Below are 2,350 nucleotides of genomic sequence, written 5' to 3'. Positions count from 1 at the left end.
TGAGCTTTTTCAGAGCCATTGCTAATAATCAATTTATCGTGTGTTGGCTATATTCTTTCCAGGTTATGGGGTATGGACACCGCGGTCGATGCCGCGGTGATTCGTATTTTAGAACTAATGTTCCATTGCTTTGGAAATGCTTGATAGCAAGGCCGGGAGCTGTGTTGAAAGCAATTCGTAGTGTTTAAGTTCGTTTAGGTTAATTTGCTATACTTAATGTATGCGTGGTTCTGTGAATTATGTTGTCTTTGTGAACCAAGTGAAGCAATTTTGTGTTGTGTTGGTGTAGCCTCGAGCAGGATTGTTTCGCAATGAGGTGTTTTTATGCAATCAATAAATTTGGTTCATGGGCCTAATCTCATCAGTTTTTAAATATGGATATTTAAAATGCATCAAAATAATGTTCATATAGGCACTTCTGGCTGGAGCTACGATGGGTGGTTAGGTAATTTTTATCCGGAAAAAATAAAATCGACTCTTATTTTGCCTTTTTATACTAAAACTTTTGATAGCGTTGAATTGAATAATAGCTTCTATCAAATACCTAAAGAAAAAAACATTAAGAATTGGGTGGAATCAACTCCTTCTGATTTTATGTTTTCCTGTAAAGCAAATCGATACATCACTCATTATAAAAAATTGGAAGATGTGAAAGAGACTGTTGACAAATTAATTAATGCGTTTAGTCATTTTGAAGAAAAATTAGGGCCAATTTTATTTCAATTTCCTCCTTATTGGCCTGTAGATCTTCCTTGTTTACAAAAATTCATCACAGAATTGCCTCAAAAATACCTTTATACCTTTGAATTTCGGCATAAAAGCTGGTTTTGTGAGGAGTTGTATGAATTACTCCATGCACACCAAATGGCTCTTTGTTTTTATGATCATAAAGCCTACCAATCTCCTGAGATTGTCACTAGTCAATTTATCTATATGCGTATGCATGGCCCAAATGAAAATGCCTACCAGGGAGCATATGAAGAAGAAACATTGTCACAATATGCGCAACAATTTATTAATTGGCAAAAAGAAGGTAAAGCAATTTATTGTTATTTTGATAATGATGAAAAAGCTAATGCTCCTAAAGATGCTTTGCGACTTAAAGAGATGATTTTGGGCAAGCTTAAAGAAAATTAGTCATTCTGAAAGTACGCCTTTTTGATAGAATACTTGTAGGACTTATGTTTGTTGAGTTACTTACTCTGTTTATTTGTTTTGTACCGTCTGTTCGAGTTTTTCTAAATTTTTAGCGTCGTTTCCAAAGGGAGTTATAAAGGGAACTGGTATTGATTGTGACTCTGCGGATAAATTGTATTTAACAAAGGTGGCTAGCGTACCAGACGGGCCTACATCAATGTATATGGCAGGTTCTTTTTTTTCGAGTTCCTGAATTGTTTTTTGAAATAAAATAGGTTGCCGTGCAAGCTCCCAAAAATGCTCGTGAGTGAACGAAGCGCTACTCCGTGCATTCTTACAGGAAGTGAATTCTATTTTTGGTGGTTGAATATTTAAATCTTTAATACGTTCTAAAAAGGGCGCTTTGGCCAAATCGATTAGGGTCGAATGAAATGCATGCGACACGGGCAATAATAGAAAAGTAATGCTTTGTTGGCTCAAATGTTTTTGTATCAACTGTAGATTTTCATTTGTTCCTGCTACTACAAAATGGGAATCAAAGTTAACAGAGGCTAATTCAGAGTGCTCATGGAGGAAGGATTCTTGGTGATAAAGTTCCGAGGCATGAATAATAGCGAGCATACCGCCAGAAGGGCATTGTGCGAAGGTTTGCGCTTGCTTAACCACTGCGAATAAAGCGGATTCCAAGCTTAAAACTCCAGCTGCAACCGCGGCAGCGAATTCACCTAAACTGGCTCCAAGTACTTTATCAGGGTGGATGTCTTTGGCGAGCAATACTTCAGTTAGAGCATATTCGATCATGAAAACAGCCGGGTGACTCCACTGTGTTTGAGTAAATGGAGTGCTCTTGTTTTTTGGGTCATTATAAAGATGTTTTACAATAGAATCATCAGTCATTTCTTGATAAATAAGATCGGTTTTTTCCAGCGCATTTTTGAACACGGGATTTTCTGCGAATAAACTTTGCCCCATGTGATAATATTGGGAGCCTTGTCCCGAGTACATAAATACGATGGGTAAATTCATTGCTCTCTCTGGATCCGGGTAATCAAGCCAGTTAATACTTTACCTGGGCCTACCTCGACGAATTCGGTTGTTCCTTGTTGTAACAAATATTCTATGGTTTGTGTCCATAAGACGGGATGGGTTATCTGTTGAACCAGATTCGATGCAATTTTATCTGCTTCATAAGGTTTGGCATTTATGTTGGCAA

Annotated in this window: 3 protein-coding genes and 1 pseudogene; 2 read left to right on the top strand and 2 right to left on the bottom strand. The window is 37.4% G+C overall.

Annotation, left to right across the window (positions count from 1 at the left end):
- Window positions 1-188 (top strand): hypothetical protein (locus tag Q0495_RS12495; RefSeq protein WP_298626861.1); only part of this gene is annotated, 188 nt, incomplete at its 5' end.
- Between the two features lie 199 nt (window positions 189-387).
- The gene (locus Q0495_RS12490) at window positions 388-1,137 is read left to right on the top strand and encodes a DUF72 domain-containing protein (protein WP_298626859.1); all 750 of its coding nucleotides are present in this window, start codon (window positions 388-390) and stop codon (window positions 1,135-1,137) included.
- A 69-nt stretch (window positions 1,138-1,206) separates the two neighbouring features.
- Here Q0495_RS12490 and Q0495_RS12485 read toward each other — a convergent pair whose 3' ends face one another.
- Both Q0495_RS12485 and Q0495_RS12480 read right to left on the bottom strand, forming a co-directional pair.
- Window positions 1,207-2,163, bottom strand: coding sequence for an acyltransferase domain-containing protein (locus Q0495_RS12485; RefSeq protein WP_298626857.1), 957 nt, complete (start codon window positions 2,161-2,163; stop codon window positions 1,207-1,209).
- Window positions 2,160-2,350 (bottom strand): annotated as a pseudogene (locus Q0495_RS12480) ([acyl-carrier-protein] S-malonyltransferase); the annotation flags it as partial. The pseudogene Q0495_RS12480 and the gene Q0495_RS12485, both read right to left, overlap by 4 nt.

Source organism: uncultured Legionella sp., assembly GCF_937871865.1.
Lineage (GTDB): Bacteria > Pseudomonadota > Gammaproteobacteria > Legionellales > Legionellaceae > Legionella.
This window is presented reverse-complemented; position numbering and strand designations above follow the sequence as displayed.